Genomic DNA, 16954 nt, shown 5'->3' with positions numbered 1-16954 from the left:
TGATGAACAAAATTCCTCATGCAGGGTTTTTTCAGAAGGAGAGTGATTTCAAACGTGGTCACAGTGCCGGATTCCGGGAATCTCAAAGCCTCTGATTCAGATGCGCCAAATAGTTCAGAAACGCGGGCCTATTGCAGAGACAGGCTTATAGAAATTAAAAAAGCCATGAGCGAGCTTTTCATGGGTCGTGAAGAGACTCTGAGGATGGTCTTGGGCGCTTTCTTCAGTGACGGGCATGTCCTCGTGGAAGACGTCCCAGGCGTTGGAAAAACAACACTCGCAAAAACCCTTGCCCAATGTATGGAGATTGAGTTCAGGAGAATTCAATTTACTCCGGACTTAATGCCTTCAGATGTCATGGGCATTAGTTTGTTTGACCTTAATTCCGGCGTTTTCAACTTTAAAAGGGGACCCGTCTTTACAAATATCCTTATGGCGGATGAAATCAATCGTTCCTCCCCCAAGACTCAGTCCAGTTTGCTTGAGGCCATGGAAGAGAGGCAAGTCACCATGGACGGACAAGCTTATCCTCTTGAAAAACCGTTTATGGTGATCGCAACCCAGAATCCTGTTGAGTTTGAAGGAACTTTTCCTCTGCCTGAAGCCCAACTGGATCGATTTATGGTCAGGATTGACATTGGGTATCCAGACGCAGAGACGGAGATTGATATCTTAAAAAAAGAAACACTGCGCCGGGAACGTTCTTCATTCCAACCCCTGTCGAAGAAGGATCTGCTTTTAATCAGGGAAACCGCTGCGGCTATAGAGGTCAATGATACTATTTACAGCTATGTACAAAGATTGCTTGACGCATCAAGGCATCATCATGACCTCCATTACGGGCTGAGCCCCAGGGCCGGCATAGCACTGATCAGAATGGCAAAATTTATGGCTTTGATCTCAGACAGAGCATTTGTGACACCGGATGATATACGCAGCGTGGTTTATCCGGTTGTGGCCCACCGTCTTGTAATCAAGTCAGATGCCATGTATAGGGGGATCACAGAAAAAGAAGTTGTAAGTCAGCTGATCGAAATGGTTCCGGTGGCGAAAAGGTCATGACACGAGTGGTAGAAGTGAATCCTGGTGCCATGGTGAAGGTTCTGGCAGTCGTTGCAGGCGCGTTGTTTTTAGTGCTGATCACGGGATCAAAGTTTTTCTATCTCGTTGCTGCCTTGGTGCTTGGCGTCCTCCTGATGGATGGGCTGGTGCTTTGGTTCAATATTGTGTTTCTCGTATCGACGTTTCACATCAGCACATCAGTGTTGACTGCAGGGGATACGTTGACAATCCAGTATAGAATTTTGAACAATTCAATTCTTCCTATCTTTCACTTGTCTGTTAAGCCGGTGATTTCAAAGGAACTGGGTGAAGTAGCATTTGATTTCCGGCATTATGCCTTTCGGCCCTATGAAATTCAGCAGATCGAACGCCAACTCAAATGCGATCGCAGAGGCTTTTATACCGCTGGTGAAATTGTCATGAAGCTCAGTGATCCCCTGAAAGTGTTCACATGGACTAAGACGCGTCTGAAGCCCATTGAAGTAGCAGTCTATCCAAGAGTCTACCCATATCAGAGGCAGAGGATTGAAGCGATTGAACTTTTTGGTGCCCGTCGGTCCAGAGACCAGCATAAGACAGACAAAACCTCTGTAAAATCTGTAAGGAAGTATTTAGAGGGTGACAGTGCGCGTATGATTCACTGGCCTTTGACTGCAAAAATGGGAGAAATTCAGGTCAAAGAATACGCCAGTTCAAGCAGCAACAAAACCTATGTTTTTGTTGACGGCTATCTGCAGACCGAAAAGGTCTATGAAAGTCAGATGCCCGCCGCCAATAAGGAGGCGGCACTTCTCGCGGACGGTATTGCTGAAATGGCGGCCTCAATTCTGACTGCTCTCTTAAAAGACGCTTGTGACACAGTAATGGTCATCAATGACAGGCGTCGAACTGAAGCGCATGGCAGGAACTATCGTCATCTCAGCAGCTTTATGGAAAAGCTGACGGCCTTCATTCCGGATGGGGCCTTGTCATTTTCGGAGTTTCTGAAACGAGAATCCAGTCGGTTTCAGGATGGCGCAGAGCTGATTTTGGTTTGCGGCCCCTTGAACTCCGAAATGCTTGAAACGCTGAGAGGCCTTGTGAAACGAAATTTTAGAGTGTTCTGCTACAGCCTTGACTTTAACTTAGTATTCGAGGCTGAGGCCGTGACGCATGCGTTGGAAGTCTCCAAGACCCTGGACTTCGGAATTTGGGCGCTCGCTGGTCTGAAGATTTTCAAGCTTTCTGAGGCGCGGGAGGTGAGCCGTGATGCCCCCAAAAGATAGATTGCCTTTGATTCTGGCCGCATTCATGCTTATGGGCGTCCTGGTCCATGTGCGTTCGGTGACAGGCATTCAAACGCCCACTCTATACCTGGCCGGGCTGATGTTCTGTGGGACGCTGTCGCTGTATATTTGCGAACGTTTTACAGCGCCCAGGCTGTTCGCCTTAATCAGCAGTTCGAGCTTGCTTTCCATGATGTTGATCAGCGCTTCAAGTCTTCACCCGCTTATGCCGGGCTACGTCTCCATGAACGCGGCGCAGTCCCTGGAACGGGTTTTGCTGGGGTATCGCGGGTTTTCAGAGCTTTTTAATGCCTTATATTATTACGCGCTGGATTACGAACGGTATCCTTTCCGGGAACCGGTGCTCTTTTATGCGGTGTTGGCTTGGTCCATAGCCTTGGGGGCCTGGTTTATATTCAGAAGCGCCAAAAACAAACGTCTCATTCTTTTTTTACCTATGGTCGCAGTCCTGGCCGCCTGGTTTCAAGGCTACAAGGTTGACACAGGCTTTCTCCTTTATTTTGCAGGCTATTCGGGATACTTATTCACCACTTCAGGTGAACGTGGTTATACCGGCCTCCTGATTGCCGGCGCATCCATTGCGATTGGCATTGGGATTTATACACTTTTTCCCGTAGAGCAGACTATTGAACGGTTGGATGAACGTTTTGGCCAAGTCACTTGGCTGAGGTCTGAATACTCCCCTTTTTCCGGAGGGAATTTCAGCTTTAAAGACACTATCTATGAGCCTCTCGACAACAGGCTGGGAGGCCCTGTTACCTTGCGCCGGGATCGTTTGTTTACAGTGAGGAGCGATCACGGCGGTCATCTTTATCTGCGCGGTCGTGTTTTAACCCTCTATGATGGAAAGTCCTGGAAGCGAGAAGCCGGAGATGCAGTAAATTTTTATCTGGATCAGGCAGCCCCGGTCCGTGGGACAGGAGAAATCCGCTATGATCTTGAAATATTTGGGGTTGAATTAGATACTAAAACTGTATTCGCGCCTTTGGGCGTAGGTGGGATTGACATTCCTCACGGCATTCTAAGACGGGACTATTACGGTGTTATTTATCTGGACCGGCCCATAGCCGACCTGGAGGATGGATACAAGCTCGCGACTTTAGAGCCGCTGCCAACCCGCCTTGAATCGGGAACGGAGTACTTTCAGCTTCCTGAGGATTATTCCGAAAAAGTCATTGCGCTGACGGACGCCATCACGGTCAGCAGTGATACCGTTGTTGAAAAAGCGGAAGCGATCCGGCAGCATTTATTGCAGCTGACCTATACCTTGAGCCCTTCGGTGCCGGACACTGAGACGGATTTTGTCGAGCATTTTTTGCTGGAGGAGCAGCAGGGGTACTGCACTTATTTTGCCAGTGCCATGGTGATTATGTCGAGAGCCGCAGGTATTCCTGCCCGCTATGTCGAGGGTTTCCTGACTCCCTACGAATCAAATGCGGATGGTGACTATGTTGTGACGGCAGACCGGGCGCATGCCTGGGCGGAACTTTATTTGGACGGCAAGTGGATTGTGGCTGAAGCGACGCCGGCCTATGTCGCTGAAACGGTGTCAAACCCTGTTAATTCACCATTGCCTCTCCCTAATGAAACCGAGCCCCTGCCTGAGGAACGCCCCCAGGGAGAGGATGTTCCGGATCCTTTTGAAGATAATACTCAATCCGCTCCGGGTGTTCCGGTATACTGGCGCTGGCTCTTCGGCGCAGCGTCAATTGTTATAATCACTGCGCTGGCAATACTTTTACGCCGATGGTGGCTGGTCTCCCAAAGTACAACCCATCTTAAAATTAGGTTAGCAGACGACGTTATGACGCTGCTGATCCTAAAATGCGGTCTTGATGCCTGGACTGGGATGACGCCAAAAGAAGTCATATTCCAGTGCGCGTCCCACGCCTCAAGTAACGGTTCGATCCCTTTTAACCTGGTTGATGCGGTTAAACTTACCAGTTGCATTGAAAGCGCCTATTACAGCGGGGCGAAAGAGGACTATACTGAGCAAACCTTAAGGGCTTTTAGGGATCAACTTGTCAAAAGTGAACGCAACTGGGTCAAAAAATGGCAGTATTTGTTCTGGATTTACCTGAAAGGAGAACGGTCAACATGGAGTTAAATCCAAAGATGCCGCCCCATAGTATTGAGGCGGAGCAATCGGCGCTGGGCGCCATGATTCTGGATAAAGCCGCCATAAGTGACGTCGTTGAGATCGTAGAGAGCGGCGATTTTTATAAAGAGGCCCACAGCGAAATTTTCAGCGCGATTCTCCGGCTTTACGGAAGAAATGAGCCGGTAGACATTGTAACGTTGTCTGATGAACTGACGAGGGCAGGCATGCTGGAAGCTGTAGGCGGCATAGAGTACCTGTCTGATTTGTCGAGCTTTGGCGTTCTTTCCACGAACGCGCGGCATTACGCGTCCATTATTGAAGAAAAGTCCATGCTCAGGACTTTAATCCGAACGTCCTCAGAAGTTTTAGAGCGCGGTTATGACAACGAGGGTGCGGATACGCTGCTGGAATTCGCAGAGCAGACCATTTTTGATATTTCCCAGAAAAAGAATAGAATGGGCCTTGAGCCCATTCGGGAAGTCCTCATTAAAGCCTATGAACGCATTGAGCAGCTCTTCGCGTCGAAAGCTTCGATCACGGGCCTCTCGACGGGCTTCAAAGATCTGGATCAAAAGTTGAGTGGTCTTCAAAAATCAGACCTTGTACTGGTTGCCGCGAGGCCTTCTATGGGCAAGACCGCATTTGCCCTGAACCTTTGCCAAAACGCTGCCCTTCGCAATGATGCTTCTGTGGCGGTTTTCAGCCTTGAGATGAGCAAAGAGCAGCTGGTTCAGCGGATGCTGAGCTCAGAAGCACAGATTCCCATGCAAAACATGCGAAACGGAAAGTTGGCAGAAGATGACTGGGTGGCGCTTACAAAGGCTATGTCGAAGCTTTCAGCGGCGAAAATTCATATTGACGATACGCCGGCAATCACGCCTCTTGAGCTTCGGGCCAAGTGCAGACGGCTTAAGATGGAAAAAGGGCTCGATATGATTATGATAGACTATCTCCAGCTCATGAACGTCTCCGGGCGCTCTGAGTCGAGACAGCAGGAAATCTCCACTATTTCGAGATCCTTGAAGGCTATTGCCAGGGAAATGGATTGCCCGGTGGTGGCTCTGAGTCAGCTTTCCCGTGCGCCGGAGCTGCGGGCCGACCACAGGCCTATGCTCTCTGACCTCAGGGAATCCGGAGCGATCGAGCAGGACGCGGACGTCGTCATGTTCCTTTATAGAGATGAATATTATGATAAGGAGTCAGAGCGTAAAAACATTGCCGACCTGATCATTGCCAAGCAACGTAACGGCGAGGTTGGGGACGTAGAGCTGGTTTGGCTCGGACAATACGCGAAATTTGCCGACAAAGCCCACTATGTGGACGAGCCGGTTTTTTAGGGGGGATGGAGTTTGCCTGATGTCGAAGTTCGCCCCCTGAGTCTTGCGGATGTATCACAGATGGCCCGCTGGGGCCGCCATGAGGACATCCGTTTTCAAGGCTATAACTTTTCTGGAAAAACCTACGGCGACTTCTTATCCTGGTATCTCATGAAGCGTCAGCCGTTTAGAAAATGGATTTATGGCGCTTTTGTAGGCCGTTTGTTGATTGGTTATATCACAGTCAAGAATTACCGAAGGGATTTGAAGTCCGCAGAAATGGGCATTAGCTTCAACCCGGAATGGACCTCCAAAGGCTATGGTACGGAAGCAATAAAGCAGTATTTGACTCATGTCTTCGAACGCTTCGAACTGGACCGCGTATGGTTGAAAACAGCCGCTTTTAACGCAAGGGCTATACGCTGCTATGAAAAAGCGGGTTTTGTGGCCTATGATCAACGCCATGAGCCATATGAGGACCAGTCGACACCTATCGCGTTTGTCAACCAATGGCCACAGTGGTTTGAGTATCAAGACGAATTAGCCTGGATAGATTATATCTACATGGAGATTGGAAGACGGGATATAGAAAATAATGTTCGTTATATCACGAATGTTTAACTCGTTTTTATGATCATTATACGAAAATAGTTTGACTTTACAGGATTTCTCTGTTACGATATTGCCTGTGATTAACTAAACCTGATAATATCCAATCAAATGAGGTGACCATAATGGCAACAGTCGTCATCGTAGGCGCTCAGTGGGGCGACGAGGGCAAAGGAAAAGTGATCGACTATCTTGCGCGTGAAGCAGATGTCGTCGTTCGCGCACAAGGCGGAAATAACGCCGGCCATACCGTAGTTGTCGGAGACAAAAAGTACGCACTCCACTTAATCCCGTCCGGAGTACTGAATCCAAACGCGCTCAACATCATTGGCAATGGCGTGGTATTTGATCCGGAGGGCTTTTTAAAGGAAATCGAGGGACTGAAGAAAGATGGGATCGCGACAGACAGGATCAAGGTCAGTGAGCGCGCTCATCTCATTTTCCCATACCATAAAGAGATCGACCGGCTCTCAGAAGAGGCGTTGGGCGACATGAAAATAGGAACGACAAAAAAGGGGATTGGCCCCTGCTATATGGACAAAGTTGAAAGAATAGGTCTCCGAGTCGGTGACATGGAGGATTGGGACCGGTTTGAGGCTCATCTGCGCAGCAACATCCAAAGGAAGAACGACATCATAGTCAAGCTCTACGGGGGGTCTCCCCTTGCTGTGGACGCTATTGTGGCGGACTACAAGGGCTATGCGGAGCAAGTGCTGCCATTTGTGGCGGACACGGGTATCCTGGTGCATGAAGCTGTAGTCGAAAGCAAAAAAGTTTTGCTTGAGGGCGCTCAGGGTACCATGCTGGACGTCGATTACGGCACGTATCCATACGTTACAAGCTCTCATCCTGTTTCCGGCGGCTTTTCTGTAGGCAGTGGCATAGGACCGAACCAGATCGAAGAAGTTCTCGGCATTGCCAAGGCCTATACAACCCGTGTCGGGATGGGTCCGTTTGTCACGGAGCTTAACGACGAAGTAGGCAATGCAATCCGGGTCAAAGGCAACGAATTTGGCACGACGACGGGCCGGGCCAGACGCTGCGGATGGCTGGACGCTGTTGTGCTGCGTTATTCAGCCCGGATCAATGGCATGACCTCAGTCGCTTTGATGTTGCTGGACGTTCTCGGCGGTTTCGAAGAGATCAAGATTTGCACCGGCTATCGCTACAAAGACGAGATTCTCGAAGAGTACCCAGCCAAACTTTCAGTTCTTGAAGCCTGCGAGCCTGTCTATGAAACCTTTGAAGGCTGGCAGGAGGATCTCAGTACTGTAACCTCCTATGACGCATTGCCTGAAAACGCCAAGCGCTACATTGAGCGCATTGAGGCACTCATGGGCATTCCGGTTAAGATCGTTTCAGTAGGTCCTAAGCGGGATCAGACTATTGTCCGAGATACAATTTTCAGGGCATAACAAAACAAGCAAAAGAAAAAGGGAAACGTGTTTCAGACAGTCTTATTTAGGATTGTCCCACACATTTCCCTTTTAACATTTTTGCCTAAATTTTTGCCGATGGTCTGGTCTCAACCAACCTTCACACTTCCCAGCGAAGATCCTTACCATAAAAGTAAAGAAATCTGAATTCACCAAAGAGCCTTGAAGCCACTCTCTCACTATAGGTCTCCCTGAGCTGAACCGGTGTCAGGTTTGTGGAAAGAATCATAGGCTTCTGCCTGAGCAGCCGCGTATTGATGAGGTTGAAAATTTCTGTGTTCGTGAAGGTGTTCACCATTTCAGTGCCAAGGTCGTCAATAATCAAAAGGTCAGATTCAAAGAGCATCTGGTAGGCTTCAGCGGCTTCTGAGCGTCCAGCTTCACCAAAGGTATACTTTTCCAATAGCTTGATTAAGCCAAAGGCCGTCTGATAAATTACCGTATGTCCCTTGTCGAGAAGCGCTTTGGCTATAGCATGGCACAAAAAAGTTTTTCCAAGTCCGGTTGCGCCGTAGAACAGGAGATTGTCATACTTCTTACCAAACTCATGAACAAAGCCTTCACTGATAGATAATATTTCTTTCATGTTATCCCTTGGTGTGAGTGTCTCATTTTTAAAAGGTTCATCACTGAAGAGTGAAAAATCGAAGGCAGAAAAATTCTCGCGACTCAGTACGCTTTTCAAATTGGACATGTCGTAAGCATGCTCAATCAGCTGTTGCCTGTAGCACTTACAGAGCTGACCGTTTGGAAGGTGACCTGTGTCAGAGCAAAGTGGGCAGGTATATTTCATTTCTGCGTAATCCAGCGGGAAATTGTGCTCAGTCATCAGGAACGCCCGCTCGTTTTTCAGTTTCTTCATAGCTTCCTCGAGGTCGCGAATGGCTTTTTCTGGATCAACATGTCCATACAGGACGAGCTTTGAAAGCTTCAGGCCAGTTCTTGCAATTTCCTCATCAATTGCGCGGATTTGCGGTACCTTATCATAAATTTCATTTTGACGCCGTTCCTGATCGTATCTGGCACGATCCCGTCGCAGCTGGTAAGCGGTTTGGATGTCGCGAATGCGGTTTTTCATGCTGTTTATCCGGCTGACAGGCAAAGAATAGCACTGTCCCAGACCCGATCCCCCTTAAAGTGTCAATGGCGTGGTGGCTTAAATTACTTCTTTGAGCGGAGAAGACGTTCGAGATCCTCTGGAGAATAGTCTTCTCCTTTGGGCTCAAATTCATGAAAGCGATTTTTCGACCCCGCTTTCCCCGGCGCTTTGCCTTTGGCAGTACTTTGCGCTTCGGGGACAGAGGCTTTCGCGGATGCGCGTTCAGCCATGTAGGTCTTGTATTTTTCAATGGTGTCTATCTTGTTCTCAATTAAATTTTTGACGACAGTATCCATGTAATTCATGTTCGCGTTGGCAGTCCTCTTGGTGGCTTCCTTGATGACCTCGCAAAGGAAATCAAGCTCCAGCTGATCTCTGTCAATCCAGCGGTCAATGATTTCCCTGTCGCCACTGGAAACCGTCCTGTTGCTGTAACCCAGGACTCTGTAAATCTTACGGTAAGCGGCATAGGCTTTTCCGCTTGACTTCATGTATTCCTCAGCTTCTTCCGGGCTTAGGATTCCCTGGTCGTACCAACCCCGCAGGACAGCGCCTACATAGTTGACGTTCTTAACGTTCTTTTGTTCGACAGAATAAAGAAATGCTTTAATAATGAGCTCAGGCGCAAGGTTGAACTCGAAGACCCAGCTCAATATCTCTGTGCGCTCATTTGGTGTAAGCTGTCTTCGCATAATCTGATCGATGTTGTAGAACATGTCTCTGATCTCGGCGTTTTTCATGGAATCGATCAAATCCCCGGTTGAGGGCTTTAAATGCTCAGGCTCCAAATTTTTTGGCGCGTAATTATTGTCGAGATAAAGCTGACGGAGAGACAAGAATTCAATATCATAATGATTTGGATTTGTCATGGTTTCCTTATTTGGATGTTTGACAACGATTTTCTTTTTCTCCCAAAAATCCCAAGCAGCCATAACATCTTCCAGAGGAAGGTTTAAATGTCTTGAAATGGTATTATTGTCAGCGGTAATACTGAAATTTGAATCTCGCGCCATTTTATATCCCAAAAGGTAAACTTTTACATATGTTCCATTAGCCATTGGCATAAAATCGTTAATAAATATATTTTCTATGGAAGTAGTCCCAAAATCAACCTTTTCTTCTTGTAGGTGGAATCCCATGGCGTTCCCTGCTTTCTATTGAAAATACAACATTCTTTTTTGAATTCGAGCATTTTTATTATAACACAAAAGAAATTTGATTTTGTAATTAGTTTGGAAATCAAATTTGTGGTATACTAAACGAGGATTTATTAAAAAAACATTAATTTTGAATGTTTTATGGAACAAAATTTTGAGAATACAGGAGAAAATTATGCAGCTGAAACAGATCCAGAAAAGGATTGTAAAGGGTTTCGAAAACAGCGGTGAAATGCTTCGCCGCGCATCGGGAAAAACCCCCAAGAAACTTGACAGCTCTGTTGGCAATACTGCAGATTTCGATCAGCATAGTCGTGTCAATTTCTTAAAGCGCAACCGTTATGCAACATCAGCGGTGGCGGCAATGCTTCTTGTCGCGGTTTCCAGTGTGTTTACCCTGGAGTCCGGCGCGTTTTCAACAGAGCAAACGGCGGAGGTTCAAGCGCCAAAGCAAGCTATATTGGCTATGAATTATGAAGAAGTGAGCGTTTCGGAAAAGATGCCTTTAATTCCAGGAGAAAAGACGGAAGGTGCCGCTGACCTCAATGAGATTGTTGAGTCATCTGCAAGCTTTGATGCACCTTTTTTAAAGGGTTATACGGTCAAAATTGACGGTGAAGAATATGGTTTCTTCAAGTCTGAACGTGAAGCTCAAAGTGTACTTGATACTTTGATGGCTGCCTACATAGCGGACAAAGACATAGTGGAGGCTTATTTCAAAGAGACGGTGGAAGTGGCCGCTGCCAGAAAAGAAGCGGGTGCGTTCAAGGCTTACAGTGTACCAGAAAACGCCGTTGAGTACATTAAAAGGGGCACAGACCAGGAAAAAGTCCATATTGTTGAAGCCGGGGAGAACTTTTGGACTATTTCAGAGAAATATCAGATTTCTGTAGGGGATCTTGAAAAAGCAAATCCAGAAATCACACCTGAGCGGCTTCAGATTGGCACAAAGGTCAGCTTGATGGTTCCAGTTCCGCTTGTTACAGTCTGTACAGTTGAGAAAGCCATTTATACAGAGCAAATCGCATTTGAGACTGTTTATGAGGAAGATTCTTCCGCTTATCAAGGCGTGAATAAAATTGCCAAGTCCGGGGAGCATGGCGAGCGGGAAGTCGTCGCCAATATCTATAGAATGAATGGGCTTGAAATGAACAGAGAAATATTGAATGAAAATATCTTAAAAGAACCAACGACAAAAGTTGTCGTCAAAGGTACCAAAGTGCGCCCACCAACGGTAGGTTCCGGCGTCTTGGCAAAACCAGTTTCCAGGGGGACAGTCACGTCGCCGTTTGGCACCCGCTGGGGCAGACGCCACAATGGTATTGATATAGGTCTTCCTACGGGAAGCTCAATAAAAGCAGCAGATGGCGGTACTGTTATATTTTCAGGTTATGATGGCGGCTATGGTTACACCGTACGCATCAGCCATGGTGATGGTATGGTGACGGTGTACGCCCACAATTCAAAGCTGCAGGTTAAAAAAGGCGACAAGGTGTATAAAGGACAGCAGATCGCGCTTAGCGGAAACTCGGGCAGCAGCACGGGGCCCCACCTTCACTTCGAAGTGCGGATAGATGGTGTTCCTAAGAATCCTTTGAATTTCTTTAAATTTTAAATAAGCAAAAAGCTTCCGGAGTGATGAATAATCTGACGGAAGCTTTTTATTTTCACTGTCAGCTGGCAGATAGGCATAAACCTCCCTTTGTGGACATTTGAAGTTTTGTGCGCTAAAATGAAAATAATCCTATAGAAACGGGGTGGCACCATTGAATTCACGCAAAGTGCTGGTAGTGGATGACGAAAAACCAATTTCAGATATTATTCAATTCAATCTTGGCAAGGAGGGCTATCACATCATTGCAGCTTATGATGGTGAAGAGGCACTTCAAATGGTAAAGACAGAACAACCGGATCTGGTGCTTTTGGATGTCATGCTGCCGCGGCTGGATGGCTTTCAGGTTTTGAGAAAAATCAGGGAAAGCAGCCAGGTGCCTGTTATCATGCTGACGGCTAAGGAAGAAGAAGTCGACAAGGTTCTTGGACTTGAACTTGGAGCAGATGACTATATAACCAAGCCCTTTGGCATGAGAGAGCTCATTGCGAGAGTCAAGGCAAATCTGCGAAGGATGGAGCCTGCTGCAGGTGAAGGTGGCCATGAGTCCGTCAGCGGAACTCAAAAGCTTGAAGCCGGTGAGCTGAAAATTGATTTTGAACGCTATGAGGTCAGCAAAAGGGCAAAAGTGATTGAGCTCACACTGCGTGAGTTTGAGCTTCTTAAGTTTCTTGCGACCCAGGACAATCAGATTTTCACACGCGAGCAGCTGTTAAAAGATGTTTGGGGCTACGAATATTTTGGGGATATCCGTACAGTGGATGTGACAGTCAGACGATTGAGGGAAAAGGTCGAGGATGATTCAAGCAATCCAAAATACATTTTGACAAAACGCGGTGTTGGTTATTATTTTAAAAGGTTTTAATGCTTATGTTTAAAAGCATACGTTGGAAATTTACAACCATTTATTTTATGTTGGTCTTTATTGGTATGATTATAGCTGGGGTTATAATTGTAGAATCCTTTCAGCGATATCACATGAATGATGTTTCAAGGCGGCTCATCAATCTGACGGAGCTGATCAAACCCCAGATAGAGCGGTATGTGGATTTCGGGTTTGACAGCCCGGAAATTCGGACGATCATTCAGAATCAAAGCGAGCTGGGCTTCAGAGAAGAGATTTTCATCATCAGCGGGACAGATTATAAAATCGCAGCGACCAGTACGCAGAATATTGGCCGAAGCGCTGAGGAATTTCTGGATTTTGAACTGCTGGTCGAAGGTCTGAATGGCAAGACCCGCGAAAAAAATATTATCATTCAAGACGCAGGCTATCAGATCAGAACAATGGACCGAGTCGAGCCTATTAGAGATGGGCGTCAGGCTGTAGTGGGCCTTTTGTATATCCGTTATGACCTGACAGATGTCTATAAAAGCCTTTCTGAATCTAAAGCGACTATAGTACGCGCTACTCTGGCTGCCCTCGGGATCACAATTCTCCTGGGCTTTATGATTGCGCGTACAATCACGGAGCCAATTAATGACGTCACAGAAAAGGCGGCAAAAATGGCCGCTGGTGATTTTGATCAGAAGGTCGACGTTAAATCCAATGACGAAATTGGAAAGCTTGCAGAGATGTTCAATGTTTTGACCAGTGAGTTGAAAACCAGCATGGATGAGATTTCCCGGGAAAAGAGCAAACTGGAAGCCATCCTCCACTATATGGATGATGGCTTGATTGCGGTGGACCGGGATGGCGTGATCATCCATTTGAATCCTAAAGCCCTCGAAATGCTGGAGCTGCCTTATCGCGCAGAACGAATCGATCAAATTTTGAAAGAGATCGATCCCGACCTGACAATGAATAAGATTGTCGAGGATGGTACCCGTTGGTCCGGAAGCAAAATAGTTGATTACAAGGGTTCTACCTTGCGCGTCAATTATGCGCCTTTTGAAAACGTAAGAGGCATAAAATCCGGTTTTGTCTTCGTACTTCAGGACGTGACAGAACAGGAAAAGTTGGACCGGATGCGCAGAGATTTTGTAGCAAATGTTTCCCATGAACTTAAGACGCCGCTCACCAGCATTAAGTCCTATACAGAAACCTTACTGGACGGTGGAATTGATGATCCGGATACAATCCAACAGTTTCTGGGCGTCATTGACGGTGAGGCAGACCGTATGGCACGGCTTGTCCGTGATTTGCTTCAACTGTCTAATTTCGACGCGAAAATGGCAAATCTGCACATGGAAGAGCACGATATGCTTCATTTGATCCGTCAGTGCATCATGAAGCTTGAGACATCCTACAAGCCCAAGAATCAGCGGATCAAAATCAATGCCCAGGAAACCACTTTGGTTTCAGTTTTCGATTATGACCGGATGGAGCAGGTACTGATCAATGTTATAGGAAATGCGGTCAAGTATACGCCAGAAGAAGGCAAAATTACAATTTTTGTGTCCAGAATGCCTAAGGAGCTTGTCTTGAGGATTTGCGACACTGGCATGGGTATTCCGGATAAGGATTTAGCGAGAATTTTTGAGCGGTTTTACCGCGTAGATAAAGCGAGGTCCAGAGCGCTGGGCGGCACAGGACTTGGACTGTCAATCGCGCAGCAGTTTGTCGAGGCCCATGGCGGAAACATTGCCATTGAATCCACTGTAGATATTGGGACAACGGTTACCATTCGGTTGCCTGCTGTAAGTGTATCCGCCTGAGAGTGTAAAGAGTTCTTAAAATCGATGTAATGGAACTGTAACATGCATCGGTTATAATGAATTTATCCTATTAAAAGTGCCAAAGTATGCCACTGACGGGCCGCCCTCTAGGGCACCCTATTTATAGGCAGACTTCCAACTGGGATAAATGCGCCACAATGAGGTGGAAATAATGGAAATGCGCGCTTACACGCTAAGTCGATTTTTAGTCAGGTCTGTGGCGGTACTGATGCTGCTGGTGGCTTTCGCTGGACTGCCCGGGTATGCCATGGCTGAGACGGATCGCGAGCTGGCAGGATCGATCGAGATTTTAGAGCCTAAATATGGAATCAGCAAAGAGGTCTTCATACGTGATAACCTTTTTATGTCTGTGAGACTGCTCAAAGACATGGACGTGTCTATGAGCATTGTTCGGTGGGACGGCTATGATATAGTCAACAACCTCGAGAGACTCAAACCAGTAAGATTGGCAGACAACTTCGCAAACGAATACAGAACGTCAGGCTATCGAAGTCAAATCATTGATGCGTATATAACCGCATATGAAAAACGCATTCGCCTGGAATTTGAGCTCACCAGAAGTCAGGAAGAGCTCAAAATGAAAACAGGGTTCGTAACCGCTGCGGAAATGGCGGCTCTGGAAGAGCGAAGAAATAAAGCTTCCAGAGAGTTAAGCGCGGCTATGATCGAATATGATGCAGCCGCATATCAATTCAGACGGATTGCACAAGTCTCTGTTTACAGCTGGCATGACGTCAAAGTAGGCGCGATCCCAACCTTCAGGGTGACTTTGGAGAAACCCGCTGTGGGAACTTATCTGATCTACTTTAGAAGAAATGATGTCAATAGAATCATCAAAGTCGAACGCATTCAGGTTCGCGCTATGGATTCGGCTCAAGATCTTCCGAACAATGCCTATAGTGTGATCAAGAGCAGTTTGTCGCAATGATGCAAATGACCATGTTAAAGTCCATGACCTTGACCTCATGACCCCACGCGCCCAAGCTGACGTGGGGTTGTCCATTTCCAATATTTTGCCAAAAAGGTTAAGAGTGCATACTGTTTTTTGTGCCAAAACACGGAGGGTGTCGGATGCTTCTCGAGAAAGCAAAATCCGCAGTATTGATGGCGCTGTTTGCCATCTGCGTCTATCTGGCGGGTCAGTTCCTGCTGGAGACCAGTTCCATAAGTGCCAGGGCCGGTTCTAATGCCGGAAACGTCCAGGCGAGTGTGAATATCGAAGACCTTTTAAACCCCCAAGGCATCCAGGTCAGCTTTGGGGGTGGCTTGTATTCAGGGCATTTCGACAGCGCTTTTAAAAACAGCCTTTGGGCCAGTGCCAAAGGTCAGCTTCGTGTTGCCCTTGAAACATCTGGGATCGCTGAGGTTGGACAAACGGATTGGGATGCAGTGGTGGTCCAGCGGGGCATCACCTTCAAAATGCCATTCAGCATGACAGTCAACCAAATCTTAATGGCGGTTGGTTCAGGTGTGTCCAGGGAGGCTCTTGGGACGACAGATTTTGATGTGGTGTTGATCACTGCCGGTGAAAGTGGCAGTATTTATCTGGGAAATAGGCAAGAAGACCGGTATATCAGATTTTCAACAGCGAAGCCTGAGGGGACGGTTGCAGCTGTGGCAGCCCCAGCTGCTGATCTGTCCGTAATATTGTCAGAAATTGAAAATGCAGAAGGCACGGTTGAATATAAGCGTATTGAAGACATCTTCTCTCTGAGAGAAATTTTGGAGAAGCCGGAAGAAGTCTATAGAGAAAATCACATTATTGAGCCAATCGTCACAATGCCTGCGCTGGACAGAGTCCGCGTCAGTAATGAATTTAGCCTTCAAACCCTCAGTGAGGAGCAGGAAAGGTACTACGCTTACATTGCCTTTGGGTCGCGTTTTGATTTTGTCAAACGGGTACGGGAAGTGGACGGCTCTGTAGTCTATCTTTACGGCTATGGAGACCGAGCCTTGAGATTTGGCAGTGAAGGTCGTCTGGAATACGTAGAGCGATTCGAGAGCTCTGGTGAGTCGGGGGAAGCTCTGGGCTTCAAAGCCAGCATGACCATGGCCGTTTCTGAGCTCAGAAAATATGGCGAATTTCCGGAAGGCCTCTACCTCAGGCATTACACCGAAGTTGAACAAGCGCCTGGAGTTTGGGTTAAGACGTTCCAGTTTGGCATCCGTTACAAAGGGTTGCCGGTAGATCTTTCCGGCCAGTCTATTCCTTGCGCTGCTACGGTTGAAATCACAAATGACCAGATCACTTATTTGACTAAAAACTATAAGCAGCTACAGAGGAGTATGCCAGAACCCAATCCATCCGGTGCCATTATCAGTATGGACAAGCTGATAGAGAATCATTATGAACTGATTCTGAACGATTATCTGATGATGAACCCCGAAGCAGAAGCCGTCAAAGAAGACTTTGGCTTTGTTTATCAAATTTTGCATGACATTACAGAATATGAGCTGGTCTATTTCCTGATTCAAGATAATGGCGTCGCAACCTATGTCCCAGCATGGCACCTTGGGATTGGCAGCAGCCACTATTATTTCGATGTCTACACAGGGCGTCTGCTTCAGCATCTTCCGGAACAGGCGGTGAATTGATT

Annotated in this window: 13 protein-coding genes; 11 read left to right on the top strand and 2 right to left on the bottom strand. The window is 47.2% G+C overall.

The features are described from left to right. Positions 1-42: 42 nt before the first annotated feature. The 6 genes from BLP63_RS01615 to BLP63_RS01590 all read left to right on the top strand — a co-directional run bounded on the left by BLP63_RS01615 (position 43) and on the right by BLP63_RS01590 (position 7789). Entirely contained in the window at positions 43-1062 is a 1020-nt protein-coding gene (locus BLP63_RS01615) for an AAA family ATPase (RefSeq protein WP_170829221.1), read from the top strand. After that, positions 1059-2327, top strand: a complete 1269-nt coding sequence (locus tag BLP63_RS01610; protein ID WP_092589134.1) for a DUF58 domain-containing protein — start codon at positions 1059-1061, stop codon at positions 2325-2327. The genes BLP63_RS01615 and BLP63_RS01610 overlap by 4 nt, the downstream gene beginning before the upstream one ends. Then, positions 2311-4455, top strand: a complete 2145-nt coding sequence (locus BLP63_RS01605; RefSeq protein ID WP_092589133.1) for a transglutaminase-like domain-containing protein — start codon at positions 2311-2313, stop codon at positions 4453-4455. The genes BLP63_RS01610 and BLP63_RS01605 overlap by 17 nt, the downstream gene beginning before the upstream one ends. Next, positions 4446-5786 (top strand): replicative DNA helicase, encoded by a 1341-nt coding sequence (gene dnaB, locus BLP63_RS01600; RefSeq protein WP_092589132.1) that lies wholly within the window; start codon positions 4446-4448, stop codon positions 5784-5786. The genes BLP63_RS01605 and dnaB overlap by 10 nt, the downstream gene beginning before the upstream one ends. Positions 5787-5798: 12 nt before the next feature. Next, positions 5799-6386: a GNAT family N-acetyltransferase gene (locus BLP63_RS01595; RefSeq protein ID WP_092589131.1), complete on the top strand. Its 588-nt coding sequence runs from the start codon at positions 5799-5801 to the stop codon at positions 6384-6386. A gap of 113 nt (positions 6387-6499) precedes the next feature. Then, positions 6500-7789 carry an adenylosuccinate synthase gene (locus tag BLP63_RS01590; RefSeq protein ID WP_092589130.1) on the top strand — a complete coding sequence of 430 codons (1290 nt, stop codon included), beginning with the start codon at positions 6500-6502 and terminating at the stop codon, positions 7787-7789. 121 nt (positions 7790-7910) lie between these two features. Here the strand turns inward: BLP63_RS01590 and BLP63_RS01585 are convergent, their stop codons facing one another. Together BLP63_RS01585 and BLP63_RS01580 are read right to left on the bottom strand one after the other, a co-directional pair. Further along, positions 7911-8888 (bottom strand): ATP-binding protein, encoded by a 978-nt coding sequence (locus tag BLP63_RS01585; RefSeq protein ID WP_092589199.1) that lies wholly within the window; start codon positions 8886-8888, stop codon positions 7911-7913. An 83-nt stretch (positions 8889-8971) separates the two neighbouring features. Beyond that, positions 8972-9841: a DnaD domain-containing protein gene (locus BLP63_RS01580; RefSeq protein WP_170829220.1), complete on the bottom strand. Its 870-nt coding sequence runs from the start codon at positions 9839-9841 to the stop codon at positions 8972-8974. A 400-nt stretch (positions 9842-10241) separates the two neighbouring features. On the opposite strand from BLP63_RS01580, the gene BLP63_RS01575 reads away from it, so the two are divergent. The 5 genes from BLP63_RS01575 (at position 10242) to BLP63_RS01555 (ending at position 16952) form a co-directional block, all read left to right on the top strand. After that, positions 10242-11681 carry a M23 family metallopeptidase gene (locus tag BLP63_RS01575; RefSeq protein WP_092589128.1) on the top strand — a complete coding sequence of 480 codons (1440 nt, stop codon included), beginning with the start codon at positions 10242-10244 and terminating at the stop codon, positions 11679-11681. 151 nt (positions 11682-11832) lie between these two features. Further along, positions 11833-12543 (top strand): response regulator YycF, encoded by a 711-nt coding sequence (gene yycF, locus BLP63_RS01570; RefSeq protein ID WP_092589127.1) that lies wholly within the window; start codon positions 11833-11835, stop codon positions 12541-12543. A gap of 5 nt (positions 12544-12548) precedes the next feature. Then, positions 12549-14336, top strand: coding sequence for a sensor histidine kinase (locus BLP63_RS01565; protein ID WP_170829219.1), 1788 nt, complete (start codon positions 12549-12551; stop codon positions 14334-14336). Positions 14337-14508: 172 nt separating this feature from the next. Beyond that, positions 14509-15285, top strand: coding sequence for a hypothetical protein (locus BLP63_RS01560; RefSeq protein ID WP_092589125.1), 777 nt, complete (start codon positions 14509-14511; stop codon positions 15283-15285). Between the two features lie 143 nt (positions 15286-15428). Beyond that, positions 15429-16952 carry a hypothetical protein gene (locus BLP63_RS01555; protein WP_092589124.1) on the top strand — a complete coding sequence of 508 codons (1524 nt, stop codon included), beginning with the start codon at positions 15429-15431 and terminating at the stop codon, positions 16950-16952. Positions 16953-16954: the final 2 nt, after the last annotated feature.

Origin of the sequence: Acidaminobacter hydrogenoformans DSM 2784, from assembly GCF_900103005.1 — a bacterium.
Lineage (GTDB): Bacteria > Bacillota > Clostridia > Peptostreptococcales > Acidaminobacteraceae > Acidaminobacter > Acidaminobacter hydrogenoformans.
The sequence above is the reverse complement of the archived record's forward strand: the minus strand, read 5'-3'. Positions and strand labels throughout refer to the sequence as shown.